Source organism: Streptomyces sp. CNT372, from assembly GCF_000377145.1.
This window is the reverse complement of record NZ_KB897783.1, coordinates 350,844-369,524: the sequence shown is the minus strand read 5'-3', so window position 1 is coordinate 369,524 and position 18,681 is coordinate 350,844. Positions and strand designations below refer to the sequence as shown.

At 74.4% G+C, this 18,681-nt stretch carries 17 protein-coding genes and 1 pseudogene; 7 read left to right on the top strand and 11 right to left on the bottom strand.

What is annotated here, in order from left to right; genetic code table 11:
• Window positions 1-100: 100 nt before the first annotated feature.
• The 4 genes and pseudogenes from C593_RS33860 to C593_RS0118710 form a co-directional block, all read right to left on the bottom strand.
• Window positions 101-799, bottom strand: a pseudogene (locus tag C593_RS33860) (hypothetical protein); the annotation flags it as partial.
• On the bottom strand, window positions 796-2,559 hold the full coding sequence (locus C593_RS0118720; protein WP_018848839.1) for a phosphatidylglycerol lysyltransferase domain-containing protein: 1,764 nt from the start codon (window positions 2,557-2,559) through the stop codon (window positions 796-798). The gene C593_RS0118720 and the pseudogene C593_RS33860, both read right to left, overlap by 4 nt.
• 135 nt (window positions 2,560-2,694) lie before the next feature.
• A complete protein-coding gene (cobT, locus tag C593_RS0118715) occupies window positions 2,695-3,843 on the bottom strand; it encodes a nicotinate-nucleotide--dimethylbenzimidazole phosphoribosyltransferase (protein ID WP_018848838.1) in 1,149 nt (382 codons plus the stop codon).
• A 161-nt stretch (window positions 3,844-4,004) separates the two neighbouring features.
• Complete coding sequence (locus C593_RS0118710; protein ID WP_018848837.1) at window positions 4,005-5,204, bottom strand: bifunctional adenosylcobinamide kinase/adenosylcobinamide-phosphate guanylyltransferase; 1,200 nt, start codon at window positions 5,202-5,204, stop codon at window positions 4,005-4,007.
• A gap of 102 nt (window positions 5,205-5,306) precedes the next feature.
• On the opposite strand from C593_RS0118710, the gene C593_RS0118705 reads away from it, so the two are divergent.
• Window positions 5,307-5,516, top strand: a complete 210-nt coding sequence (locus C593_RS0118705) for a hypothetical protein (RefSeq protein ID WP_018848836.1) — start codon at window positions 5,307-5,309, stop codon at window positions 5,514-5,516.
• 104 nt (window positions 5,517-5,620) lie between these two features.
• On the opposite strand, the gene C593_RS0118700 is transcribed toward C593_RS0118705, so the two are convergent.
• The 3 genes from C593_RS0118700 to C593_RS0118690 form a co-directional block, all read right to left on the bottom strand.
• Entirely contained in the window at window positions 5,621-6,739 is a 1,119-nt protein-coding gene (locus C593_RS0118700) for a trypsin-like peptidase domain-containing protein (RefSeq protein ID WP_018848835.1), read from the bottom strand.
• A gap of 90 nt (window positions 6,740-6,829) precedes the next feature.
• The gene (locus C593_RS0118695) at window positions 6,830-7,576 is read right to left on the bottom strand and encodes a methyltransferase domain-containing protein (protein ID WP_026277827.1); all 747 of its coding nucleotides are present in this window, start codon (window positions 7,574-7,576) and stop codon (window positions 6,830-6,832) included.
• Window positions 7,577-7,707: 131 nt separating this feature from the next.
• The gene (locus C593_RS0118690) at window positions 7,708-8,307 is read right to left on the bottom strand and encodes a DUF3043 domain-containing protein (protein ID WP_018848833.1); all 600 of its coding nucleotides are present in this window, start codon (window positions 8,305-8,307) and stop codon (window positions 7,708-7,710) included.
• Window positions 8,308-8,584: 277 nt separating this feature from the next.
• Between C593_RS0118690 and C593_RS0118685 the strand changes: the two genes are divergently transcribed.
• The 4 genes from C593_RS0118685 (at window position 8,585) to C593_RS0118670 (ending at window position 11,790) form a co-directional block, all read left to right on the top strand.
• On the top strand, window positions 8,585-9,379 hold the full coding sequence (locus tag C593_RS0118685) for a PspA/IM30 family protein (protein ID WP_026277826.1): 795 nt from the start codon (window positions 8,585-8,587) through the stop codon (window positions 9,377-9,379).
• Window positions 9,380-9,440: 61 nt separating this feature from the next.
• Window positions 9,441-9,722 carry a PspA-associated protein PspAA gene (gene pspAA, locus C593_RS0118680; RefSeq protein WP_018848831.1) on the top strand — a complete coding sequence of 94 codons (282 nt, stop codon included), beginning with the start codon at window positions 9,441-9,443 and terminating at the stop codon, window positions 9,720-9,722.
• A gap of 110 nt (window positions 9,723-9,832) precedes the next feature.
• Window positions 9,833-11,110: a sensor histidine kinase gene (locus C593_RS0118675; protein ID WP_018848830.1), complete on the top strand. Its 1,278-nt coding sequence runs from the start codon at window positions 9,833-9,835 to the stop codon at window positions 11,108-11,110.
• Window positions 11,107-11,790 (top strand): response regulator transcription factor, encoded by a 684-nt coding sequence (locus C593_RS0118670; RefSeq protein ID WP_018848829.1) that lies wholly within the window; start codon window positions 11,107-11,109, stop codon window positions 11,788-11,790. Before C593_RS0118675 ends, C593_RS0118670 begins: the two co-directional genes overlap by 4 nt.
• A gap of 127 nt (window positions 11,791-11,917) precedes the next feature.
• On the opposite strand, the gene nadA is transcribed toward C593_RS0118670, so the two are convergent.
• Window positions 11,918-13,105, bottom strand: a complete 1,188-nt coding sequence (gene nadA / locus C593_RS0118665) for a quinolinate synthase NadA (protein WP_486591149.1) — start codon at window positions 13,103-13,105, stop codon at window positions 11,918-11,920.
• 253 nt (window positions 13,106-13,358) lie between these two features.
• On the opposite strand from nadA, the gene C593_RS0118660 reads away from it, so the two are divergent.
• Window positions 13,359-13,715: a HesB/IscA family protein gene (locus C593_RS0118660; protein WP_018848827.1), complete on the top strand. Its 357-nt coding sequence runs from the start codon at window positions 13,359-13,361 to the stop codon at window positions 13,713-13,715.
• Window positions 13,716-13,830: 115 nt separating this feature from the next.
• On the opposite strand, the gene C593_RS0118655 is transcribed toward C593_RS0118660, so the two are convergent.
• Together C593_RS0118655 and C593_RS0118650 are read right to left on the bottom strand one after the other, a co-directional pair.
• A complete protein-coding gene (locus tag C593_RS0118655) occupies window positions 13,831-15,360 on the bottom strand; it encodes a hypothetical protein (protein WP_018848826.1) in 1,530 nt (509 codons plus the stop codon).
• A 127-nt stretch (window positions 15,361-15,487) separates the two neighbouring features.
• Window positions 15,488-15,703 (bottom strand): hypothetical protein, encoded by a 216-nt coding sequence (locus C593_RS0118650; RefSeq protein ID WP_018848825.1) that lies wholly within the window; start codon window positions 15,701-15,703, stop codon window positions 15,488-15,490.
• A gap of 129 nt (window positions 15,704-15,832) precedes the next feature.
• On the opposite strand from C593_RS0118650, the gene C593_RS0118645 reads away from it, so the two are divergent.
• Window positions 15,833-16,807 (top strand): carbohydrate kinase family protein, encoded by a 975-nt coding sequence (locus tag C593_RS0118645; protein ID WP_018848824.1) that lies wholly within the window; start codon window positions 15,833-15,835, stop codon window positions 16,805-16,807.
• A 52-nt stretch (window positions 16,808-16,859) separates the two neighbouring features.
• Here C593_RS0118645 and C593_RS0118640 read toward each other — a convergent pair whose 3' ends face one another.
• A complete protein-coding gene (locus C593_RS0118640; protein ID WP_018848823.1) occupies window positions 16,860-18,287 on the bottom strand; it encodes a cysteine desulfurase/sulfurtransferase TusA family protein in 1,428 nt (475 codons plus the stop codon).
• Window positions 18,288-18,681: the final 394 nt, after the last annotated feature.

Genomic DNA, 18,681 nt, shown 5'->3' with positions numbered 1-18,681 from the left:
CCCCCGGCCCCGGTGACTCAGGTCCGGACGCCCCCGGCCCCGGTGACTCCGGTCCGGACGCCCCCGGCCCCGGTGACTCCGGTCCGGACGCCCCCGGCCCCGGTGACTCCGGTCCGGACGCCCCGGGGCCCGACGCCCGCGAGCGGTGACGCCGGCGCCGCAGCAGCGCGTCCCCCGCGCACAGCACCCCCGCCGCGGCGATCGCCGCCAGATGCTCCTTGCCCGCGAGGTTCGGTTTCACCACCACCTCGGCGACCATCGCCGCCACTACCAGCGCGGCGGTCAGCCACGCCCCGTACCGGTAGCAGACGAAGACCGCCACCCCCACCACGGCGGCCGACGGCCCGCTGTCCACCACCTGCGCGTCCGAGGCGGGCAGCCCGAACGGCCCGCCCGGACCGACGGCCACCCCGATCCGGGCGTACGTGGTGCCGGCCAGCGTCGTCAGATACGCGACGCACAGCAGCGTGCGCCGCCCCACCGCGATCTCCGCGATGCCGAACACCAGCAGGATCTGCGCCAGGGCGCCCCACACCGGCAGATCCGGCGCGGGGACGAACAGGGAGAGCGGGGTGCGCAGCAGGGCGAGCCACAGCGGGTCCCCGGCCCGGACGAAGCCCGCCGCCTCCACCAGCCGCAACCCCTCGGGGTGCTGCTCCAGCGCGTAGCAGGTCGCCGTCAGCGCGACCGCGAACAGGGACAACGGGACCGCCCGCCAACCCCGTTCGACCAGACCCGCGCGGACCACCGCGTACAGTGGCCCCCACTCGCGGCGGGCGAACGCGGACGCGGTGTTCACCGGCGGCCCGCCAGCTGTCTGCGGCGGCGCAGCCAGTCGGGCAGGGCCGGGGCCTGGAGGAATCCCTCGGCGCGGCCCGCGGCGATGCCGATGCGCGGCAGGTCGGCGCTCTTCTCGAAGAGCATGAAACGCGGCTCCCAGATCGGTCGGTACTTGGCGTTCGCCCGGTACAGGGACTCGATCTGCCACCAGCGGGAGAAGAAGCCGAGCAGCGAACGCCACAGCCTCAGCACCGGTCCCGCACCGAGTTTCGAGCCCCGTTCGAAGACCGACCTGAACATCGCGAAGTTGAGTGAGACCTGAGTGATCTCGATCTCCCGTGCGCGCTGGAGGAGTTCGATGACCATGAACTCCGTCAGACCGTTCTCGGCGTCCCGGTCCCGGCGCATCAGATCGAGGGATAGCCCGTGCGGACCCCACGGCACGAAGCTGAGCAGCGCCTTGAGGTCGCCGTCCGCGTCCGTGCACTCCAGCATCACGCAGCGCCCGTCCGCCGGGTCGCCGAGACGGCCGAGAGCCATGGAGAAGCCGCGCTCGGTCGCACCGTCCCGCCAGTCGTCGGCGAGGCGCAGCAGCTCGGCCATCTCCTCGGCCGGGATGTCCTCGTGGCGGCGGATGCGCACCTCGTACCCGGCCCGCTTCACCCGGTTGAACGCCTGCCGCACCGAGCGCATCGCCCGGCCCTCCAGGGTGAACTCGGCGGTCTCCACGATCGCCTCGTCGCCCAGCTCCAGGGCGTCCAGCCCGTGCCGGGCGTAGACCGTGCCCGCCTCCTCGCCCGCGCCCATGACCGCGGGGGCCCAGCCGTGCTCACGGGCCTCGGCGAGCCAGGGTTCGATCGCGCCCGGCCACGCCTCGGGGTCGCCGATCGGGTCCCCGGAGGCCAGGGACACCCCGCCCACCACCCGGTACGCGATCGCCGCCTTGCCGGTCGGCGACCACACCACGCTCTTGTCCCGGCGCAGCGCGAAGTAGCCCAGCGAGTCGCGCTCGCCGTGCCGGTCCAGCAGGGCGCGCAGCCGCGTCTCGTCGTCCTCGGTGATCGCGTCGACCGCGCGGCGGGAGCGGAAGGCCGCGTACAGCACGGCGAGCAGCAGCAGCGTGGACAGCACGTTGATCACCACGTCGACCCAGCCGGGGGTGGTGATCTCGGGGAAGCGGTCGTCGTCCACGGCGACGGAGACCAGCCGCATCGCGCCGTAGCGCCACTTGTCGAGGAAGGTCGAGCTCTGCGGGGAGGTGTTGGTGAGCACCACCAGCCCGGTCGCGAGCAGCGAGGTGACGAGCAGCCCGCCTGCCGCCACCCCCGCCGCGAGCTTGGGGTTGGACCGGTCGCCCTTCGCGTAGAACTCCCGGCGGCCCAGCAGCAGGGCGGCGAAGAACGCCGCGGTGAGCACGAGGGAGATCCAGTTCTGGGCGTGCTGCCGGATCTCGGGGAACACCATCGCCACGGCGAACAGCAGGAGGAACAGCCCGCACAGCACGGTGTTGAGGATCCACGCGGCCCGCTTGCGCCGGCGCATGGTGATGGCGAGGAAGAGGGCGAACACCCCGGAGGCGAAGCCCGCCGTGAGCAGGTACGGCGTGAAGTAGTCGTCGGTGTTGTGGCGTCTGAGGTCCTGCCCGAGGGAGACCCACACGGCGCTCAGGAAGTTGATGAACGCGACGGCGCGCAGGTACCAGATGGCGAAGAGGGCGCTGCGCCGCGCACGGGCGGTGCTGGAGCGGGGGGCGTCGGCGGCGGAACGGTCTTCTCCCATGAAAAGGGATCATATGGTGCATAAGTGGTCGTCGCCGGGGCGCGCCGGGTGTGCCAGGCAGGGCGGGCCCCGCGCCCGGCCCGGATCGCGAGGGAGCCCGGGCCGGGTCCCGCCGGGGAGCGGCGGGCGCGGGGCTCAGTCCCGGGCGGCGGGCGCTTCCTCGGGCGCTTCCTCGGACGGCTGCTTCTCGGCGGAGTCCGGACCGGCGGCGCCCGTCTCCCCGGACGCCGTGCGCTCGGGCAGGTCCGCCGCCAGGTCCGCCGCCAGGTCCGCCGCCGCCCGCACCAGCGGCAGCGCGAGCAGCGCGCCCGCGCCCTCGCCCACCGACACCCCGTGGTCCAGCAGCGGCTCGAGCGCCAGCCGGTCGAGCGCCTTGGCCTGCGCGGGCTCCCCGGTGAGCTGGCCCGCGAGCCACCAGTCCGGCGAACGGAACGCAGCCCGCTGGGCCACCAGCCCGCAGGCCGCCGAGACCACTCCGTCGAGGATCACCGGCATCCGGCGTACCGCGCTCTGGAGCAGGAACCCGGTCATCGCGGCCAGGTCCGCGCCGCCCACCGCCGCCAGCAGCTCCAGCTGGTCGCCCAGCACCGGCCGGGCGCGCCGCAGGGAGTCCCGGATCGCGGCGCACTTGCGCATCCAGGCCAGGTCGTCGATCCGCTGCCCGCCGCGCCCGGTGACCACCGAGGCGTCCGTCCCGCAGAGCGCGGCGATCAGGGTCGCGGCGGCGGTCGTCCCGCCGACGCTGAGGTCACCGAGGACGACGAGGTCCGTGCCCGAGTCCGCCTCCTCGTCGGCGAGGGCGATGCCCAGGCGTGCGGCCCGCTCGGCCTCCTCCAGGGTGAGCGCGTCCTCGCTGTCGATCCGCCCGGCGCCCCGGCGCACCCGGTGGCGGACGACGTCCTCGGGCAGCAGCTCCGGGTCGCAGTCCAGGCCGGCGTCCACGATCCGCACCGGGACGCCCGCACGCCGGGCGAGCACCGAGACCGGCCGCCCGCCCTCCAGCACGGCCCGCACCAGCTCGTGCGCGGTTCCGTACTCCCGTACGGAGACGCCGAGTTCGGCGATCCGGTGGTCACCGGCGAAGAGCACCACCCGGGGGTTCTCGACCGCCCGGACCGGTACGGCGGCCTGCGCGGCCGACAGCCACTCGGCGAGCTGGTCCAGCCGGCCCAGCGCACCGGGCGGCACGACCAGCCGCTCCCGCCGTTCCTCGGCGTCGCGCCGGACACCGCTGTCGGGGCGCTCGATCAGATCGGAGAAGTCGTCGAGATTCAGCCTGCTCATTCGCGGAACAGTACCGCCCGCGTCCGTCCGCCCGGTGACCTCGTCCCGTCTTCCGGCCACCCCGGCCCGCGCGGCGGCCCCCGTACCGCACACCACCGGCCACCGCCCCGGTCGGCCATCGCCGCCGGTCCGCCCCCGCTGCCGGTCCGCCACCCGGTCCGTCAGCCCCGCAGGGTCAGCACCTGCCCCGCCACCACCAGCAGGACGTGCTCGCACTCCGCCGCGAACGCCGCGTTCAGGCGGCCCAGTTCGTCCCGGAAGCGCCGCCCGGACGCGGTGGCCGGGACGACGCCCGAGCCCACCTCGTTGGTCACCGCCACGACCGTCCGGCCCGTCTGCCGCACCGCCGCCACCAGTTCGGCCGTCCGCTCCCGCAGGGCCTGCTCACCGCCGGCGGCCCAGCGCTCGTCGTCCCAGGCCCCCGCCCGGTCCATCGCGTCGGTCAGCCACAGCGACAGGCAGTCGATCAGCAGCGGCGGGCCCTCGGCCGCCAGCAGGGGCGCCAGCTCGCAGGTCTCCTCCGTACGCCAGGACCCCGGGCGCCGCTCCCGGTGGAGGGAGACGCGCGCCGCCCACTCGCTGTCCCCGCCCCGCCGCCCCCCGGTCGCCACGTACACGACCTCGGGGAACGCCTCCAGCCGCCGTTCCGCCTCCAGGGACTTGCCCGACCGCGCGCCGCCGGTGACCAGGGTGCGGCGCGGGACGTCCGGCACCGCGTGGTACTCGCCGACGATCAGCGTCGTCCCGTCCGGGACCGCCCGGGCGCCCGCCGCCGCGAGCCGCCGGGTCAGCTCCGGGCCGCCCGGGGCGTCGTGGCCGAGATGCACGGCCACCACGTCCGTCGTCGCCCCGATCGCCCCGGAGGCCCGCAGCCGGGCGATCGCGTCCGGCCGGCCGACCACGTCCGCGACGACCATCTCGTACGCGGCCAGCCCCTCCGCGAGCCCGGCCGGGGCCGCGTCCGGGGGCAGGTAGAGCAGCCGGTCGCCGGCCGGGGAGGTCACCTCGTAGCCGGTGCCGGGGTGGTCGACCGGCACCGCCCGCACCCGGTGACCGCTGATCAGGGTCAGCTGCCGGCCGTCCGGCACGCGGCCCGGCGTCGGCAGTCCGGCGGGCAGGTCCACCGCGGGCCCGTCGTGCGGATGCGTCAGCAGCACCTGGCGCACTCCCACGAGCGAGTGACCCGCCCGGGCCGCGGAGAGGGCGGCCCCCGGGGTGAGGTCCAGCAGCAGCGCGCCGTCCACCAGCAGCGCGGTCGCGGCCCGCGCCTCGGGGCCCCGGGCAGTCGCGCACACGGCGCACGGGCAGTCGGGGAGGGGGAGTCCGGCGGGTGCGCCGGTGCCGAGCAGAGTCAGTTCCACGCCTCCGATCCTCCCGTGCCGCCGCCACGGGTGCGCGCCCGGCTACGCTGCGGGCAGCACGAAGTGATCAGCGGCACGAGCCAGGTACCCGGGGAGGCGCACATGGCATGGACGTGGCGGTTCGAGAAGGCCGACGGCACGGAGGTCCCGCCGGCGGTGGAGCCGGAGGAGTTCACCACGCAGGGCGACGCGGAGTCCTGGATCGGCGAGCACTGGAAGGCCCTCCAGGAGGGCGGCGCGGACCAGGTCGTGCTGTCGGAGGACGGGACGAAGATCTACGGCCCGATGAGCCTGCACGCCGAGGAGAGCTGACCCCGGCGGTCACGGACGACGACACGGGTGTGGCCCGGGGCGGTTTGCCCCGGGCCACACCCGTGTCCGTACCCCGGCCGGCGCGAGGCCGGCCCGTACCCCCGTCACACCTCGCCGAGGGTGACCTCCGCCGTCCGCCGCTGCGCGCCCCTCTCGTACGCCACCGGCACCTCGTCGCCGGGCCGCAGCACCGCCAGGGCCTCCGCGAGGGAGGTGATCGTGGTGATCTCGGCGTCGCCGACCCGGGTGATCACATCGCCCGCCCGCAGCCCCGCCCGCTGGGCCGGGCCGCCGTCCACCACCTCGACCACGGCGACCCCCGACGGGTTGAGGTCGTCGTCCAGGACGGTGCGCCCGGTGATGCCGAGGGCCGCGCGGCCCGAGTCGGTGACCCGGCCGGACTCGATGATCTGGTCCGCGACCGTGCGCACCATCGAGACCGGGATGGCGAACCCGATGCCGGGGGCCGCGCCCTCGCCGAGCCCGGGGTCCCGCGCCGCGAGGGTGGGGATGCCGATGACCTCGCCGTCCAGGTCGACCAGCGCGCCGCCGCTGTTGCCCGGGTTGATCGCCGCCGAGGTCTGCACCATGTTCGGGATGGTCGCGCCCGTCCCGCGGCCGTCCGTGCCCGCGGTGACCGTCCGGCCGGTGGCGGAGACGATTCCCTGGGTGACGCTGCTGGAGAGACCGAGCGGGGATCCCATCGCCAGCACGATCTGGCCGACCTCCACGGTCGCCGAGTCCCCGAACCTGGCCGGCCGCAGGCCGTCCGGCAGCGAGTCCAGCTTGATCACCGCGAGATCCTGCTCGGGGTAGGCGGCGACGAGGGTCGCCGACAGGGGCTGCGCGCCGCTCGCGACGGTGACCCGGAAGGTCCGGCCGGCACCGACGACATGGGCGTTGGTGACGATGTGCCCCCGGTCGTCGTAGACGATCCCGGAGCCGATGGCGGCGCCCGCCTCGATCTGGACGACGGACGGCAGGGCGCTGCGGATCACGGCCTGGTAGTCGTCCTCCAGCTCGTTCGCGATCGCCGGAGCCGCGGCCCGCGCGGCGCGCGTGGGCGAGGCGGACGCCGGTCCGCTCCCGGGCGGCGGGGCCGCCGAGCAGCCGCCCGTCAGCAGGACGGCCAGGACGCCGAGGACGGCCCCGGCGGCGAGTGCGGCGGACGCGCCGGGCAGCGGGAACCGGCGGAGGACAGGACGGCGCGGAGGAGCGGTCATGCCCGGAGTATCGCCTTCGCCCTCCGGGGGGTGCCCGCCACGGACGGCCGATCAGGGGCACCGGACGACCCGGCCGAGCCGGCCGCGGACTCAGCCCCGGCGCACTCCGCACAGGTGCAGCAGTCCGGCCACCCGCCGGTACGGGTCCGTGCGCCCGGCCCGCTCCTCGGCCGCGAGCAGCCTCTCCAGCTCCGCCGGCGGCGGCACGGCGTCCGCGCCCGCGCCGTCGGTGAAGCCGTCGGTGAAGACCCGCACCCCGTACCAGGCGTGCAGGGGCGCGTTGCCGCCCTCCAGGGTGGCCGTCAGTGCCTCCAGCCGGTCCGCCCGCACCCTCGCGCCCGCCTCGTTGGTGTACGTGTCCGAGGTGAACGCGGACTGCGCGCCCGCCCAGTCCCCGGCGAGGCCCGGCCGCATCGCGAGCGCGTCCCCGTTGCGCACCACCAGGGAGAGCAGCCCGCCGGGCGCCAGCATCCGGGCCAGTCCCGCGAGCAGGGCGTCGGCCTCGGCGACGTACATCAGGACGCCGTGGCAGAGGACCACGTCGAAGCTGCCCGGCAGGAAGTGGACGCCCGTGTCCCGTCCGTCCCCCTCGACCAGCCGGACCCGCTCCCGGATGCCCTCCGGCTCACCGGCCAGCGCCTCCCGGGCGGCCGCGAGCAGCGCCGCGTCGGACTCCAGGCCGGTGACGGTGTGCCCGGCGCGGGCCAGGCGCAGGGCCTGCACTCCCCGGCCCATGCCGACGTCCAGCACCCGCAGGCGCCGACCGACGGGGTAGCGCCCCGCGATCTGCTCCTCCAGCTGCCGGGCGACCAGCTCCTGCCGGACGACGGTCCGCAGACCGTCCGCCGCCCCGGGCGCGGAGTCCGCCCCGGACGCCGAGCCCGTGTCCCCGGGCGTGCCGCCCGGGCCCTCCGGCTCACCGCCGGACGACGTCCCCGTGATTCCCGAGGGCTGCAAGGACTGGGTGCTCAGGGCCGCTCTCCGCGCTTGACCTGCGGCTTCGGCAGACGCAGCCGGCGCATCTGGAGCGTGCGCATCAGGCCGTACGCGACGGCGCCGCGCTTCGGCTCGTTCGGGAAGCGCTCGCGGAGCTGCTTCTTCAGCCGGATCGACAGACCGATCGAGTCGATGACGATCATCGCGATCACACCGAGCCACAGCAGCAGCGCGATGTTCTGGAGCTGCGGGACCCGGATCATGCTGAGCACGAGGATCACGACCGCCAGCGGCAGGAAGAACTCGGCGATGCAGAAGCGGGAGTCGACGAAGTCCCGGACGAAGCGGCGCACCGGACCCTTGTCGCGGGCGGGCAGATAGCGCTCGTCACCGCCGGCGAGCGCCTCGCGCTGCTTGGCGAGGTCCGCACGGCGGGCCTCGCGCTGGCGGCGCATGGCGGCCTTGCGGTCCAGCGGAGCGCTGTTCGCCCGGGCGCGGCGCTGGCCCTGGGCCTCGCTGCGCTTCGGTGTCGGGCGGCCCTTGGGGGCCTCGGGGTCTCGGGGCTGCTTGGAGAGGTCCGCCGTCACCTTGTCGGTGGGGGCCTTCTCGTCCTTGGCACGGCTACGGAACACAAAACCCAAGGGTACGGGGTGCCGGGCATGGACCCCACGCCGGCGGGGAACGATCCGGCAACGGCACACGTCCGTACTGTACGGAACCACCACACAGCGGACGCACCGCGGCGGATCCCTGAGGGCCTTCTACTCCCTGGGCCCGATGGCGGCCGTTCGCAGTCGTCCTTGGGGAGGAGCGCATCCGCGCTCGAACAGTGCGGTAATGGACGCAGGGCCCGTACTGTGGGTTCTGAGTGCTGAAGACGAGTCCGTCAGAAGGGGGCGCGCGAAGCCCATGAGCGGTGTCATGAAGCGTATGGGGATGATCTTCCGCGCGAAGGCGAACAAGGCCCTGGACCGGGCCGAGGACCCTCGCGAGACCCTCGATTACTCCTACCAGAAGCAGCTGGAGCTGCTGCAGAAGGTCCGCCGGGGCGTGGCGGACGTGGCCACCTCGCGCAAGCGCCTCGAGCTCCAGCTCAACCAGCTCCAGGGCCAGTCCTCGAAGCTGGAGGACCAGGGCCGCAAGGCGCTGGCCCTCGGCCGGGAGGACCTGGCGCGGGAGGCCCTCTCCCGCCGGGCCGCCCTCCAGCAGCAGGTCACGGACCTTGAGACGCAGCACCAGACCCTCCAGGGCGAGGAGGAGAAGCTGACGCTCGCCGCACAGCGCCTCCAGGCCAAGGTCGACGCCTTCCGCACCAAGAAGGAGACGATCAAGGCCACCTACACGGCGGCGCAGGCGCAGACCCGCATCGCGGAGTCCTTCTCCGGCATCTCGGAGGAGATGAGCGACGTCGGCGTCGCGATCCAGCGGGCCGAGGACAAGACCGCGCAGCTCCAGGCGCGGGCCGGCGCGATCGACGAACTCCTCGCCTCCGGCGCCCTGGACGACCAGTCCGGGCTGGCCAAGGACGACATCCAGGCCGAGCTGGACCGCCTCTCCGGCGGCACCGACGTGGAGCTGGAGCTCCAGCGCATGAAGGCGGAGCTGGCCGGGGGCCCGAGCTCCCAGCAGGCCATCGAGGGTGGTGCCAACGGCCAGGACACCTCGTCCCAGCAGCAGGGCACCCCGAAGTTCGACAAGCAGTGAGCGCCCGGCCCGGGGCCGCCCCGGGCCGGTACCGGCAGCCCCTCGGCAGTGAGGACTCGTCATGATCGTGCGGATCATGGGGGAGGGCCAGGTGGACGTGGCGGACAGCCACTTCGCCCAGCTCGACAAACTCGACGACGACCTGCTCGCGGAGATGGAGAGCGGTGACGGACCCGGCTTCCGCCGGACCCTGCACGCACTGCTCGCCCAGGTCCGCGAGCTGGGCACACCGCTTCCGGACGACTCCCTGGAACCGTCCGAGCTGATTCTCCCGGGGCCGGACGCCACCTTGGAGGAGGTCCGCGAACTCCTCGGCGAGGACGGCCTCATCCCCGGCGCCTGACCCGGACGGCAGGCCCCGACCGCCTCCGCGCCCCGCAGCACTCCGCGGCCGGGGTCCGGGACCCGTGACACCGTCCGGGCCGGGGCCCCGGCCGCGTAACGTTGCCCCTCGTGACCGCACTCGCCGACCGACTCGTCCGTGCCAAGCACTGGCTGCGCGCGCACCCGACGGCCTTCGACGCGGGGCTCGCCCTCGGGGTCCTCCTCTGTATGGTCACCGCCTCCTTCGCCGACGCGCACGGCCCGCACGGGCCCACCTTCGGCACCCGCGCCCCCGACCCGCGCAGCGTCCTGCTGATGGCGGCCGCCGCCTGCGCCCTCGTACCGCGCCGCCGCGCCCCCAGGCGCGTCCTCGTCGTCACCGCCGCTCTCGCGGTGGCCGAACTGGTCGCGGGCGACCCGGCCGCCCCCGTCGCCATGGCCGCCGTCATCGCCCTCTTCACCGTCGCGGCCCGTACCGACCGGCCCACCACCTGGCGGGTCGGGCTGCTCACCATGGCGGCCCTGACGGGCGCGGCCATGTGCTTCGGCTCGCTGCCCTGGTATGCCCAGGAGAACCTGGGTCTCTTCGCGTGGACGGGCATGGCGGCCGCCGCCGGAGACGCGGTGCGCAGCCGGCGCGCCTTCGTGGACGCGATCCGGGAGCGCGCCGAGCGGGCGGAACGCACCCGCGAGGAGGAGGCGGGGCGCCGGGTCGCCGAGGAGCGGCTGCGGATCGCCCGCGATCTGCACGATGTCGTCGCCCACCACATCGCCCTGGTCAACGTGCAGGCGGGGGTGGCGGCCCATGTCATGGACAAGCGGCCCGACCAGGCCAAGGAGGCCCTCGCCCATGTGCGGGAGGCCGGCCGGTCGGCCCTGGACGAACTCCGGGCGACCGTCGGTCTGCTGCGCCAGTCCGGCGACCCGGAGGCGCCCACCGAGCCCGCCCCGGGGCTTGGCGTGCTGAGCGGACTGGTCGACTCCTTCCGCAACGCGGGCCTGCCCGTGGAGGTGGCGCGGGCGGACGAGGGCACGACACCGCCCGCGGCCGTGGACCTGGCCGCGTACCGGATCATCCAGGAGTCGCTGACCAATGTGCGCAAGCACGCCGGGCCGGACGCCCGGGCCGAGGTCAGCGTGGTGCCCGTGGGCCGCACCCTGGAGGTCACCGTCCTCGACAACGGCACCGCCCGGGCGGACCGGGCCCCGGTGCCCGCCGAGGGCGGCGGGCACGGGCTGATCGGCATGCGGGAGCGGGTCACCGCGCTGGGCGGCTCGCTGACGGCAGGGCCCCGGTTCGGCGGCGGCTTCCGGGTGCAGGCGATACTGCCGCTGACGGCGGGCGCCGAACCCGTACCGGCCGCCCCCGCCGGGACCGCCGTGCGGACCACCACGGAGGACGCGTGACGATCAGGGTGCTGCTCGCCGACGACCAGACGCTGCTGCGCAGCGCCTTCCGGGTGCTGGTCGACTCCGAGCCGGACATGGAGGTGGTCGGCGAGGCGGCCGACGGCGCGCAGGCCGTCGCCCTCACCCGCTCCGAGCGGGCCGACGTGGTCCTCATGGACATCCGGATGCCCGGCACCGACGGCCTCGCCGCCACCCGCATGATCAGCGCCGACCCCGGCCTCGCCCATGTGCGGGTGGTCATGCTGACGACCTTCGAGGTGGACGAGTACGTCGTCCAGTCGCTGCGCGCCGGCGCCTCCGGCTTCCTCGGCAAGGGCGCCGAGCCCGGGGAACTGCTGAACGCCATCCGGATCGCCGCCGGCGGCGAGGCCCTGCTCTCCCCGGCCGCGACCAAGGGCCTGATCGCACGCTTCCTCGCCCAGGGCGGCGGCACGGACCGGGAGGGACCCGCGGGACGCTCCGAGCGGCTGGCCGCCCTCACCGGCCGTGAGCGCGAGGTCCTGGTGCTGGTCGCGGGCGGCCACTCCAACGACGAGATCGCCGGGCGGCTGGAGGTCAGCCCGCTCACTGTGAAGACGCACGTCAACCGGGCGATGGCCAAGCTCGGCGCCCGCGACCGGGCCCAGCTGGTGGTCACCGCGTACGAGTCCGGGCTGGTGCGCCCCCGGGTGGACTGACCCCGGCGGCGCACCCGGCCCCGATACGGCAGCACCGGGCCCCCGCACCCCGCCCCCCGTTACGGCAGCGCCGGACCCCCGCGACCCGGACGGTCGCGGGGGCCCGGCGACGCAGCACCCGGGCCCGTTACGGCAGCGCCAGCATCCGCTCCAGCGCCAGCTTCGCGAAGCTCTCCGTCTCCTTGTCGACCTCGATGCGGTTGACGAGGGTGCCCTCCGCGAGGGACTCCAGGGCCCACACCAGGTGCGGGAGGTCGATGCGGTTCATCGTCGAGCAGAAGCAGACCGTCTTGTCGAGGAAGACGATCTCCTTGCCCTCGGGCGCGAAACGATTCGCCAGGCGCCGGACCAGGTTCAGCTCCGTGCCGATCGCCCACTTCGAGCCCGCCGGCGCGGCCTCCAGCGCCTTGATGATGTACTCCGTGGAGCCCACGTAGTCCGCCGCCGCGACGACCTCGTGCTTGCACTCCGGGTGCACCAGGACGTTGACGCCCGGTATGCGCTCGCGGACGTCGTTCACCGAGTCCAGCGAGAAGCGGCCGTGCACCGAGCAGTGGCCGCGCCACAGGATCATCTTCGCCGCGCGCAGCTCTTCGGTGGTCAGACCGCCGCCCGGCTTGTGCGGGTTGTAGACGACACAGTCGTCCAGCGACATGCCCATGTCCCGGACCGCCGTGTTCCGCCCCAGGTGCTGGTCCGGCAGGAAGAGGACCTTCTCGCCCTGCTCGAACGCCCAGTCCAGCGCACGCTTGGCGTTGGAGGAGGTGCAGATCAGGCCGCCGTGCTTACCGGTGAAGGCCTTGATGTCGGCCGAGGAGTTCATGTACGAGACGGGGACGACCTGCTCGGCGATCCCCGCCTCGCTCAGCACGTCCCAGCACTCGGCGACCTGCTCCGCCGTGGCCATGTCGGCCATCGAGCAGCCCGCGGCCAGGTCCGGCAGCACGACCTTCTGGTCGTCGGAGGTCAGGATGTCCGCCGACTCGGCCATGAAGTGCACGCCGCAGAAGACGATGTACTCGGCCTCCGGCCGCGCCGCCGCGTCCCGGGCCAGCTTGAAGGAGTCGCCCGTGACGTCCGCGAACTGGATGACCTCGTCGCGCTGGTAGTGGTGGCCGAGGACGAAGACCTTGTTCCCGAGCTTCTCCTTGGCCGCCCGGGCGCGCTCCACCAGGTCCGGGTCGGAGGGGGAGGGCAGGTCGCCGGGGCACTCGACACCGCGCTCGCTGCGGGGATCGGCCTCGCGGCCGAGCAGCAGGAGAGCGAGCGGCGTCGGCTGGACGTCGAGCTCGGGACCGATATGGGCGGTGGTCACGACACGCACCCTTTCTTCGTCTGGCAGAAGACTTCTCGTCTATTTGACGCTATCTATCATAACCGCTTCACGTCACTTTGACGATGGCCATCGCGTCGATGTGACGCACCGCCCCTGGACACGGCGGTGCCGTGCGCTGGGCCGGTGTGCGAGCATGAAAAGAGAAATGACGCCCCCGGCCCGGAATGAATCCGCGGCCTCGCCGGTTGCAACCGTCGGCAAGCAGTCTCCGTACAACCCGGGAGAGAAGCAGATGTCCGTATCGGACGAGAAGACCACAGTCAGCGACGGCATCCTCCTGTCCGACGCCGCCGCGGCCAAGGTCAAGGCCCTGCTCGACCAGGAAGGCCGCGACGACCTGGCGCTGCGCGTCGCCGTTCAGCCCGGCGGCTGCTCCGGCCTGCGTTACCAGCTCTTCTTCGACGAGCGCTCGCTCGACGGGGACGTGGTGAAGGACTTCGACGGCGTCAAGGTCGTCACCGACCGGATGAGCGCCCCGTACCTGGGCGGCGCCTCCATCGACTTCGTCGACACCATCGAGAAGCAGGGCTTCACCATCGACAACCCGAACGCGACGGGCTCCTGCGCCTGCGGCGACTCCTTCAGCTAGGAGAGGTCCGGCCAGGGTCCACCCGCACCTCCTGGCCGCGCGCCGGGACGGCGGACGACACGCGCGAAGGGCGGCGACCCCACCGGGGTCGCCGCCCTTCCGTGTCCCGCGAGGGCTACGTCAGCTCGCGCAGCGTCTCGCCGTTCGACCCGTCCAGCACCGTGCGGTCGCCCAGCGGCTCGTCCAGGGTGACCTTCACCGTGGCCTCCTTCGCCAGCGCGATGCACACCCGGCCGGGGTCCGGGTCCACCACCGTGATCACGACCTTCACCGTCTCCGGGCCCTCCGTGGCGCGCGCCGTGTAGGTGTCGCAGGTCCCGCCCCAGAAGTGCACGGTCAGGGTCCGGCCGTCCGCCTCGTACGCGGTGCCCGGGACCGGCGGGACCTCGCCCGGCTCGGCCGGCGGGGGCAGGTCCTTCCCCGGCGGCCGGGTCTCCTCGATGTACTCGGGCTCCACCGCGGTCCGGGTGACGGTGAACGGCTCGCCGCCCTGCTCCTCGCCCCGCACCTGGAACAACCAGGCGGGCACCAGCGCCCGCACGCCGTCGACCGACTGCGCGGCCAGCCCGAACACGGCCTTCTCGATCACCATCGGCTCCGGCGCGGACCGCCCGGTGCCGGGCTTCTCCGGCGCGGTCCCGCAGGGCGTGTCCGGCTTCGGCTCCGCGGGCTCCGGCGCGTCCGGCTTCGGCTCCGCGCCGCCGCCGCCCGGCTCGTCGCGGTGCGGCACGGGGGAGGCGCAGCCGCCGATGCCCACACCGCCGCCCCGGCCCTCCTCGTTCAGCGCGGCCACCGCCTCGGCGGCGGAGACCACGGGGTAGCTGTGCCCGCGCACCGGCTCCTTGAGGTGGCCGCTGCCGCCGACCACCTGGCCGTCGGCCCCCACCTGTACGCCGGTGGACCAGCCGTACGTGGGCAGGCCGCCGACGACCGGGTCCGCGTTCACCACGCGCACCGCGCCCATCAGCTGCCCCGCGCGCAGCCGGGCGTCGTCCTGACCGGCCGCCTCCAGAACCGGGGCGGCCGCCTTCTTCGCCACCGCCTCGCTCACCGCGGAGCCGGGGTCGGCGTCGGGCCGGCCGGGGTCCGCGGGACAGGACGGCCCCTTCTTGCAGTCGTCACCGCCCGGCGACGGGCCGAAGCGGGCGAAGGTCCAGGTGCCGGGAGCGTTCCTGCGGACCTCCAGCAGCGGGCCCTGCCCGTCCTTCTCGGTGCCGGCCTTCCACACCTCCCCGACCAGCCGGGGCGTGCCGTCGACGCCGAGGGCCTTCGCCAGCCGGGCGACCTCGGCCTCGCTCACCGTGCCCGACGCCCGGTGCACGGCCGCGCGCCCGGGGCCCTCCGGGAGGCTCCCCTCGACCCGGTAGGTGTCGCCGCCGTTCGGGTCCGGCTCACCGGGGGCGATCCCGCCCGTGCCGCCGCCCGGCCCGGCCCCCTCCGCGGCCCCGTCGAGGGCCAGCAGCGGGGCGGGCTCCGCGGCGGGGGAGCCGTCCCCCGCACCGGAGGCCCCGCCGGAACCACCGGTCCCGGCGGCGAGATACGCGGTCCCGCCACCCGCGACCAGCACCGCCGCCGCCACCGAGGCGACGACGAGCGGGGAACGCCGACGGCGGGTGGTGTCCTGCGTCTTCTCCGTGCTGCTCACCGCATCGCTCCTCTGTGTCCTGCGCGTCCCGCCTCCCGTCGAGGCGGACGACACGGATGGGACGGAGCAGGGGAGCAGCCGGTTCCCTCCGGGGCCGGCGCGGCCGGTCCCCGCAGGCCGGACCCGGTCAGTCGCTGTAGACCGACATCGCCCCGACCAGCTTCGCCGAGGCCGGCGGCACGACCACACCGTGGATCGAGGAGAACGGCACCGGCGCGGGCACGTCCGCCGCGGGCACCACCCAGTGCGGGGCCATGCGGGCGCAGTCGCCGCGGAGCTGGGCCAGGCTCATCTCGGACTCGAGCGATTCGGAGGACCGGTGCGCGATGATCTGCTTCGTCATGCACGCACCGTATGCACGGTGCGGTGACGTAAAAAAGCCCTACTATCGGGTAGTTTCCGCGTCCGCGGGCCGTATCGGACCGGGTAGCGTGGAGCGTCACTGCCCGCCCCGCCACAGGAGCGCCTCACCGTGCGTATCGCAGTCACCGGCTCCATCGCCACCGACCACCTCATGACGTTCCCCGGACGTTTCGCCGACCAACTGGTCGCCGATCAACTGCACACGGTCTCCCTCTCGTTCCTCGTCGACACCCTGGACGTGCGCCGGGGCGGGGTCGGGGCGAACATCTGCTTCGGCATGGGGCAGCTCGGCACCGGCCCGATCCTGGTCGGAGCCGCCGGCTCGGACTTCGACGAGTACCGCGCCTGGCTCGACCGCAACGGCGTCGACACCGCCTCCGTCCGCATCTCCGAGGTCCTGCACACCGCCCGGTTCGTCTGCACCACCGACGCCGACCACAACCAGATCGGCTCCTTCTACACCGGCGCGATGAGCGAGGCCCGGCAGATCGAACTGAAGTCGGTCGCCGACCGGGTCGGCGGCCTCGACCTCGTCCTGATCGGCGCGGACGACCCCGAGGCGATGCTCCGCCACACCGAGGAGTGCCGCAGCCGGGGCATCCCGTTCGCCGCCGACTTCTCCCAGCAGATCGCCCGGATGTCCGGCGACGAGATCCGCATACTGCTGGACGGCGCCGCGTACCTGTTCTCCAACGAGTACGAGAAGGGCCTCATCGAGTCCAAGACCGGCTGGAGCGACGAGGAGATCCTCGGCCGGGTCGGCCACCGGGTCACCACCCTCGGCTCCCGGGGCGTGCGCATCGAGTCGGCCGGCGAGTCCCCGATCGAGGTCGGCTGCCCCGAGGAGGAGACGAAGGCCGACCCGACCGGTGTCGGCGACGCCTTCCGCGCGGGCTTCCTGTCCGGCCTTTCCTGGGGCGTCACCCACGAGCGGGCGGCACAGGTCGGCTGCATGCTGGCGACCCTGGTGATCGAGACGGTCGGCACCCAGGAGTACACCCTGCGCCGCGCCAACTTCATGGAGCGCTTCACCAAGGCGTACGGCGACGAGGCCGCCGCCGAGGTCCACGACCACCTGGTCTGACCGCTGCCTGAGGCGGGGCCCGCCGGCGCGGGCCCGCCCCGGGGCAGGTGCCTCAGACCAGCCGGCGCACCGTGTACGCGGTGCCGCGTTCGGCGGCCCGCTCGCCCGCGTACTCCTGGCCGCGCATCCCGCACCAGGCCGGGATGTCCAGCCGCGCGGCCTCGTCGTCGGAGAGGACGGTGACCGTGCCGCCCACCGGGACCTGGCCGATCACCTTCGCCAGCTCGATCACCGGGATCGGACACCGCTTCCCCAGCGCGTCCACCACCAGGGCCGGCTCCCGTTCCACCGCCGCCGCGACCGGGGCGCCCGCGCCCGCCGTGACGGATGCTCCGCCCGGTTCACCCCCCGACGGCGCCCCCAGCCGCTCGCGCACCGCGGCGACCACCCCCGGCAGCACCTCCAGGAACCGGTCCACCTCCGCCTCCGTCGTCCCCGGCGGCAGCGACACCCGTACGTTTCCCTCCGACAGGACGCCCATGGCGCGCAGCACATGGCTCGGCGTCAGGGTGCTGCTGGTGCAGGACGAACCGGACGAGACGGAGAAACCGGACCGGTCCAGCTCGTGCAGCAGGGTCTCCCCGTCGACATAGAGACAGGAGAAGGTGACGATGTGCGGCAGCCGTCGCACCGGGTCGCCCACCACCTCCACGTCCGGCACCAGTTCCGGCACCCGCCCCCGGATCCGGTCCACCAGGGCGTGCAGCCGGGCCCCCTCCGCCGCCGCCTCCGCGCGGACCGCCCGCAGCGATGCGGCCGCCGCCACCACGGCCGGAACGTTCTCGAAGCCCGGCGCCCGGCCCGACTCGCGCTCGTCCGCGGGCCCCTGGGGAGCGAACCGGACCCCCTTGCGCACCGCGAGCAGCCCCACCCCCGGCGGCCCGCCCCACTTGTGCGCACTCGCCGCCAGCAGCGACCAGCCCTCCGGCACCGGCCCCCAGGCCAGCGACTGCGCCGCGTCCACCAGCAGCGGCACCCCCGCCGCCCGGCACGCCTCCGCCACCTCGGCGAGGGGCTGCTCGGTGCCCGTCTCGTGGTTGGCGGACTGGAGGCAGGCCAGTGCCGTGTCCGGGGCCAGCGCCCCGGCGAAGTCCCCGGCGGCCACCGCGCCCGCCCCGCCGACCCCCACCTCGGTCACCGGATGCCCGGCAGCCTCCCAGGCCGCCGCCGAGTGCAGCACCGCCGAGTGCTCGACGGCCGACACCACCAGCCGGTCCCCGACACGCCGACGCCCCGCGAGCGCTCCCGAGATGCCCGAGTGCAGTGCGCGTGTCCCCGAAGGAGTGAAGACCAGCTCGTCGGGACGGCACCCCGCGGCCTCCGCCGCGGCCTCCCGGGCCGCGTCCAGGAGCAGCCGGGCGCGCCGCCCCTCCCGGTAGAGGCGGGCCGGATCGGCCCAGCCCTCGTCGAGCGCCGCCTGGAGGGCCTGACGTGCGACGGGATGGAGGGGAGCGGAGGACGCGGCGTCGAAGTAGGGCACCCCGACACGCTAAGGCCTGTCTGACACATGGCGTCGTTCGCCCGGAGGGCGGGGCTGCGGTGTCCGGTGCGTGCGATCGCAAGGCGGAGGGTGGGGGCACCTCCCGCGCCGCCAGGCGCAGGGGGAGAGAGCGCAGCGGGCTGCGCCGACGACCGACAACGCGGCGAGCGTGCGTGCAGGGCGCCGCAGCCCAGACGGGATGTGTCAGACAGGCCTTAGCGCCGTCCTCGGGGGAGGGGCCCGCGAGGCAGGAGAGAGGGCGTCAGATGGGGGCCGGAGCGGGGCATTCCACCCCTTCGGGGTGTCGGACGGCGCGTTGGGCACCCTCCCCGCGCGACCCCAAATAGCGTCCAGTAGGGTTTGGTCCGCATAAACATCCAAACCCCTGCCCGCG